6 protein-coding genes are annotated in these 6113 nt (G+C 42.0%); 3 read left to right on the forward strand and 3 right to left on the reverse strand.

The genetic code is table 11. The features are described from left to right. The 3 genes from ACFFAP_RS28900 to ACFFAP_RS28910 form a co-directional block, all read right to left on the reverse strand. Positions 1-201 (reverse strand): hypothetical protein (locus ACFFAP_RS28900; protein WP_375514455.1); only part of this gene is annotated, 201 nt, incomplete at its 3' end. 494 nt (positions 202-695) lie between these two features. Beyond that, positions 696-1151 (reverse strand): EVE domain-containing protein, encoded by a 456-nt coding sequence (locus ACFFAP_RS28905; RefSeq protein WP_375514456.1) that lies wholly within the window; start codon positions 1149-1151, stop codon positions 696-698. Between the two features lie 244 nt (positions 1152-1395). After that, on the reverse strand, positions 1396-2040 hold the full coding sequence (locus ACFFAP_RS28910) for a class I SAM-dependent methyltransferase (protein ID WP_375514457.1): 645 nt from the start codon (positions 2038-2040) through the stop codon (positions 1396-1398). Positions 2041-2178: 138 nt separating this feature from the next. Here ACFFAP_RS28910 and ACFFAP_RS28915 point away from each other — a divergent pair, with 138 nt between their 5' ends. From ACFFAP_RS28915 to ACFFAP_RS28925, 3 genes are all read left to right on the forward strand, one after another. Beyond that, positions 2179-3837, forward strand: coding sequence for a glycosyltransferase family 39 protein (locus ACFFAP_RS28915; protein WP_375514458.1), 1659 nt, complete (start codon positions 2179-2181; stop codon positions 3835-3837). Between the two features lie 87 nt (positions 3838-3924). Further along, a complete protein-coding gene (locus ACFFAP_RS28920; RefSeq protein ID WP_375514459.1) occupies positions 3925-4392 on the forward strand; it encodes a MarR family winged helix-turn-helix transcriptional regulator in 468 nt (155 codons plus the stop codon). A 161-nt stretch (positions 4393-4553) separates the two neighbouring features. Continuing rightward, complete coding sequence (locus ACFFAP_RS28925; RefSeq protein WP_375514460.1) at positions 4554-6026, forward strand: HlyD family secretion protein; 1473 nt, start codon at positions 4554-4556, stop codon at positions 6024-6026. The last annotated feature ends 87 nt before the right edge of the window (positions 6027-6113 follow it).

Genomic DNA, 6113 nt, shown 5'->3' on the forward strand with positions numbered 1-6113 from the left:
GTTGTATGTGCCATTTCTTCTACGACAGCTTGCTGTTAGAATATCTCTAGTAACACCAATGTTCTGACAAGAATTTTGATAACTACTAGGAGAGGATGGCCCTGCAAAAGCAGCATCAATGGGAATTGTAACCAACATCGCACTACAAACAGCAAGAGTAATTAGACGTGGTGACTGACTTAGCTTTGTGAGATAAGACACGAGTATTCTCCTTTGATAAATTGAGTTTTATTGCCATCAATACCTTTGCAAAAAATAGAGGTAGTCTAGCTTTTGGCGAAATAGTCCAACACAAGACTGTGGTTGACTGTTAGGCAAAACGTAAAGCCCTAGTCCAAAGGGACACGATACTATAAATTCCTTCTACAAGAACCACACAGGATTTTACACCCTTGTTTTTGCTATAAGGCAAAAAACAAGCCTGTAAAATCTTAGGTTTGATCTATGCCAATACTCGTAAATTGGCGAAGGTATTGATTGCCATGAATTACGTTTATATATTACCTCACAAAGGACAATATAAATACCAACAGTTGTTTTCTTAGCCTGGTGGTATTACTTGCTTATCAAAACTTTTGCGATAGACCACTAATACTCTGTCATTGACTTTTGACTTTTGATATTTTGAGAGCCAGTTGCTTGGCTGTCGCCACCGCAAGGGCGCACTGGCTCCTTTTGACTTCCGCCAAGCTGTACTAGGAGCTTTTCATCGCCAGAATCTTCAAAGCAACTACTTCAGGGACAGGCATCACTGATAACCGATTTCCTTGTCTCACCAACATTAACTCTTCGGCGCTAAACTCTTCTTTGAGTATTGATAGCAAGATGGGGTTAGAAAAAGTCTCAATAAATTCTACTACAACTGTTTGCCATCGAGGGGATTCGGAACTTGATTTCGGATCGTAGTATTTACTTTCTGGCTCAAACTGGGTCGGGTCAGCAATATCTTTTTTCACTACACGCATTAACCCAGCAATACCAGGAGGATTAGTGCTGGAGTGATAGAAAAAAGCTAAGTCTCCTTCATCCATTTGGCGCAAAAAGTTACGAGCTTGATAATTGCGAACACCGTCCCAGATAGTCTCATTTTGCTGTTGAAGGTCAGCAATACTATAGGCTTCTGGTTCTGATTTCATTAGCCAATAATTCATTTAGAGAAATTATGTATATATAAAAATATTTTAATTTTGAGCAGTTACAGCAGTTTTCGTGTATCTGAACCACATTTATCGTAAAGGCACAGCAATGCTGTGCCCCTACCGCGTGGTCTATTTACCTGAAAATAGCTGTAAATAAGTTTGTAGTAATCACTTTAGTCCTTATTTTCTAAGCACTAAAGTGATTACTACAAGCCCTCTTGCACTAGCTTAGACATTGTACTAGTGAATATTTGGCTTAACTGCGGTAAGCTATAACAGCATAAAACGGATCTCCTCCAGCTGCACCCAACCACTGTAATAAATTCGGTAATGTTGACTTATGAACTATAACTTCTGCGGTTGTAAATCCTGGGACTGAGGCGAAGTACTCTTTGACTAATTCCACTCGCTGTGCTTCTGAAGCCTCTCGCCAAGCTTGAATCGCTTTTTCAAAAAACATGCGGTTAGAAAAGCTAATAATTGCAACACCACCGGGTTTTAGGATACGGTACATTTCGGAAAATACTGCTTCTGGATATTGCACATACTGCACAGATACGCAATTGAGAACAGCATCAAAATCTTCATCTGGTAAAGGTAGCTGCGGATTTTCGTTAAGATTTTGGACAAAGTAATGATTTAAGCGGGGATTTCGTGCTAGTTCCTCACCGTTGAGTCCGTGTCCTTCCACATGGGCAAACTGCATCTCTTCTGGCAGATGAGACACCCAGCTGCTCATCATATCAAAAATACGGGTGTTGGGTTTGAGGCGATCGCGATATAAATCCGTTAGCTGTTGAATAAATCCTTCATCTACATGGGTAACAAAGCGGGGATAGGCATAGAACAGCTTATCGTCTGTGTCGTCTAATTTCAGGCGTTGATTCGGTCTTAACTGCATAAATCTCTGCTTTGGAGGGCTTTTTCGGAAAATTACTGCAATTTCAGATATTTTTTAACAAACACTATGTAACATATTTTAATAACACTAGGACACATAAACGAGTCTAAATAGCAGCATTCAATTTTTCTCAATTCAATGTTATATAAACTACACTTCTTGCAGTATATTCGGCGACAAATCCGCTTAGTAGCATTATTACATTATTTTAGTTTGTTAGTTTGGATACTGCCCTTATTATTATTTACTTCTGGGCACAATAGCCTGATGGCACATGATGAAGCGCTTTACGCATCGCGTGCGCGTCTAATGTTTGATTCTGGTAATTGGATAACTCCTTGGGAAACAGCACATCATAAAACCCCTGGCCCTTATTGGATAATTGCCAGTTTCTACAAGCTGTTTGGGATCAGTGATACTAGTGCGCGTCTTTCTAGTATGATTGCTAGCATTTTTAGCTTATGGCTGGTGTATGAAATCGGCAAAATTATGCTAGGCAAAAAATTAGCTTGGCTAGCTGCTGCAATTTTAAGTGTGGAATTTCTCTGGCTGCAATACTCTCGCTTAAGTACACCTGATCTGCCGATGATTTTCTTGGTGCTTTTAGCTATTTGGTCTTTAATCAAAACGGAATTACATCCTAAATATCGCTACTTTTGGAGTTTTCTAGCTGGTTTAAGTTTAGGTTTAGGCTTCTTAGTCAGAAGCTTTATGATTTTTTTGCCAATCATAGCTTTATTCCCTTATTTAATTTGGGAAAATCGCCGTCATCATCATCTTACTAACCCAATTTTATATTTAGGCTTTTTGGTAGGTTTAATCCCTACCTGCATTTGGCTGTGGTTAAGCTGGCTACACTACGGAAATCAAAGTTTTGAGGAGTTGTTCAAGTTTGTTGTGCAGCTAGGTTCTGAGAATAATTATAGAAATGATCGGCTGTTTTATGTATGGAATATTCTTTTAAAAACATTTCCTTGGGCTTTTTTCGGACTTTTAGGTTTGTTTTTGACTCTCCGTCGTCCTATTTCTCGTTATCAGTTAATATTAGTTGGCTTTCCAATTGTCCTATTTTGTGAACTTAGTCTTTTTAGCACTCGTCTTCCTCACTATAGTCTTTGCCTTTATCCGTTTATAGCTTTTTTTGCATCTGTGGGTTTAAACTGGTTAGGTAATATTTACCAGACAGGAATTCCCCCCCAATTACCTCTTAAAAATGGTAAAATAAATATATTAAACCTTTTTACAAAGAAGAATCTTCCTCGAAATCTCAGCTATGGCTTTGGTGGGTTCGGTGTTTTACTTGTAATAGCGAGTATTGGTGTTCTTAGTTGGGGTAGTTCTGACATCCGTAAGTATGCAACTATTGGCTTAGTTATGGGCTTGGGTTGGTTAATTTTACCTGTGGTGTGGATTAGTCGTTACCACTTCGACAAAAAGTTTCTCACAGCCCGTTATTGGATTGCAGGTTGGTTAATTCCCTGTTGGCTGGCTTTGGCGACGGCGGGTAGCATTGGTCTATTAAGTGACTATAACCCTGTTTTGAAAAGTTTTTTACAACAAAGCGCGATCGCCTCAATCCTCCAATCTCATCCTATCTACTATGTGCAAATAGACCAGAAAACCCAAGTACTGTTTGAGTTCTATCTTTCTACTCATATCCAACAAGTAGCCTCTATTTCCCAAATACCACCTTTGAGCTATGCTTGGATCTATGCTGACCAGTCCCCTAAATTATCTCGACCTCACCGCATTATCGGCACTGTCAAAGAGTACCAGTTAATTCAAGTTCTTCCATAAGACAGATATCAAGCAGATGTAAAGCAAGTATTGCTAAAAAAACAAATCAAGTTATAATAATAGTACGCATACTAAGTATTTTGCTAAATGGTTTCTACATCTAATCACTCCCCAGCTTTAGATTCGTGGCAGCAAAATCTGGCACCATACAATTTGGGTTACAGAATCAAATTAGTCTCACAACTGCTCGGACGCAAGTTTACAGAGAGGCTAGAACCCTTTGGACTTACGCCTTTTCACTGGCTGGTGTTGTGCTGCTTGTGGCAAGAAGATGGTTTACCTACTTCTAGTATTGGGGACAAACTCAAACAAGTGGGGGGGACTTTAACAGGTGTACTAGATCGGATGGAAGAACGCGGCTTGGTGCGTCGAGAACGCGACACTCACGATCGCCGCATCTGGCGAATCTGGCTCACGGATGCAGGTAAGGAACTAGAAGCTGTTTTACCCCCAATCGCCGCAGCAGTGCGTGATGAAGCGATGGATGGTATTTCCTTTGCTGACCGAGAACTATTTTCCCAAATCTTGAATCGGGCGATCGCTAACCTCTCCTAAAGATGATCCCATAATCACCCGACTGGGGGAAGCACTGTAAAGAATTATTTTGAGATAATAATACGCGTACTAAGGATATAAAAATTTTTTCAGAAAATACTACGCATTCTAAATAAAAGACTATCAATCAAATTACTGAACGAACAAACGAGGTAATAATCATGGGTGCTAATACTTTTAACGGACGCAACGGACACAAAACCCCAATTTTAGAAAAACAATTGATTCCTGATTCAGAGACTTTAGAAACTGTGACGACAGAAACATCCACAACAGCAGAAGCACCTGTTGTAACTCCTGAGATAGAGAAAGAAAAAGAAGTTCCACGGAAGCGGAAAAGACCGAATGGTTTAATTTTGGCAGCATTAGGTGTGGGTGCGATCACAGCAGGTGGTTTTGGTTATCACTATTGGCAATACGCCTCCACCCACCAAGAAACTGACAACGCTACCGTTGTGGGAAACATTCACCAAGTTAGTAGCCGCATTCCCGGAACTGTAAGCCAGGTGCTTGTGAATGATAACCAACTGGTGCAACCGGGACAATTGTTAGTGAAGTTAGATCCACGAGATTATGAGAGTAAGGTACAACAAGCAGCAGCAGCCCTAGAAAATGCGCGTGGACAGGCGCAAGCCGCCCAAGCAAATATTGCCTTAACTTCACAAACTACTACTGGTAAGACAAGTCAAGCGCAGGGGGATGTTAGCGGTGCGGTAGCAGCAATTTCCACAGCCCAAGCAGCAGTACAAGAAGCTCAAGCTGGGATACCAGCGGCGCAAGCTGAAGTCAGACTAGCCCAAGCGGGGATTCCCGCCGCCCAAGCCCAGGTAGCGCAAACAAATGCGAATTTGGAAAATGCCCAAGCAGATTACAATCGTTATAATCAGTTGTATAAAACAGGTGCGATCGCTCGTCAGCAGCTAGACACAGCCAAGGCAGCTTATGATGTGGCTACGGCACAAAAGAACGCCGCTATTCAGGGAGTAGAACAAGCCCAAGCCAAGTTAGCCTCCGCGAGAGTTGGTGTCGCCAAAGCCCAGTCTCAACTAGCACAAGCGCAAGAAAATGTCACCAACGCCCAAGCTAAATTGGCAGCCTCTAAGGGAGGATTGCAACAAGCTACCGCAGGTGGACAAGATACAACAGTAAAACGTAGTCAATACGAAGCGGCAAAAGCTGCGATCGCGCAATCAGAAGCATCGCTCAAAGACGCACAATTGCAACTATCTTATGCCAATGTTACTGCCCCCAGTGCTGGACGAGTTGGTAGGAAAAACGTCGAAATTGGCAACCGAGTCCAATCGGGAACACCATTAATGGCGATCGTGGATAACGAGTATTGGGTAGTCGCGAACTTCAAAGAAACCCAATTAGAAAAGATGCGCCCAGGAGAGCCAGTAGAAATCAAGCTGGATACTTTCCCTCATCACACCTTTACTGGTCGTGTTGACAGTGTTTCGCCAGCTTCCGGCGCTCAGTTTGCCTTATTGCCACCGGATAACGCTACAGGTAACTTTACCAAAGTTGTGCAGCGCATCCCAGTAAAAGTAGTTTTCGACCAAAAGAGCATTCAAGGATACGAATCGCGGATTACTCCGGGGATGTCTGCGGAAGTTGCGGTGGAAGTCAAGTAATATCATGTCTACTAAATTACCCATAATAAAAGAACCCCACCCCCAACCCCTCCCGATGAGCGGGGAACTCGGGGCCCCCTCTGGGGA

The organism is uncultured Nostoc sp. (assembly GCF_964245575.1).
Taxonomy (GTDB): Bacteria; Cyanobacteriota; Cyanobacteriia; order Cyanobacteriales; family Nostocaceae; genus Nostoc.